The sequence below is a fragment of the Vibrio sp. 2130-1 genome, assembly GCF_033339515.1.
Genome location: NZ_JAWOUT010000662.1, coordinates 1 through 536 on the forward strand (window position 1 = coordinate 1; position 536 = coordinate 536).

The following is a 536-nucleotide window of genomic DNA, read 5'->3' on the forward strand; positions in this document are numbered from 1 at the left end:
AAGGCAGAGCGAGACCTTGGCTGGAAAGCAACACGTAGTGTTACGGAAATGACGGCGGATACCTGGTTATGGCAATCAAATAATCCTCAAGGTTATTCCGCTGAGTAATTTAAGCCGATCTGCAGATCCAGTCTCATCGAGATGTGCAGTGAAAAGAACGTATTTTGAAAGTTGAGTAAATAAGATGTCGAATGTTGAATTTAATCCAGTGGATCATCCACACCGTCGTTACAACCCGTTGACTGGTCAATGGGTTTTGGTATCACCACACCGGGCAAAACGTCCATGGAGTGGTGCTGATGAAAAGCCTGCGATGGACGAACTGCCGACTTACGACGGCAAGTGTTTCCTTTGTCCGACCAACGAACGTATTTCAGGTGACGTGAACCCTGATTACCAAGGAACCTATGTGTTCAATAACGATTTTGCGGCTCTGATGGTGGATTCACCAGATGCACCTGAGTCGGACAACCCATTATTCAAAACTCAGGGGGTACGTGGTTTGAGCCGAGTAATCTGCTTCTCACCGGATCACA

The 536-nt window shown here is 47.0% G+C and carries 1 protein-coding gene and 1 pseudogene; both read left to right on the forward strand.

The window, feature by feature from the left end; genetic code table 11:
- A pseudogene (locus tag R7Q09_RS28000) lies at positions 1–108 on the forward strand (UDP-glucose 4-epimerase); the annotation flags it as partial.
- Positions 109–184: 76 nt separating this feature from the next.
- The coding region (gene galT / locus R7Q09_RS28005) for a galactose-1-phosphate uridylyltransferase (protein WP_318144188.1) at positions 185–536 on the forward strand (352 nt) is incomplete at its 3' end.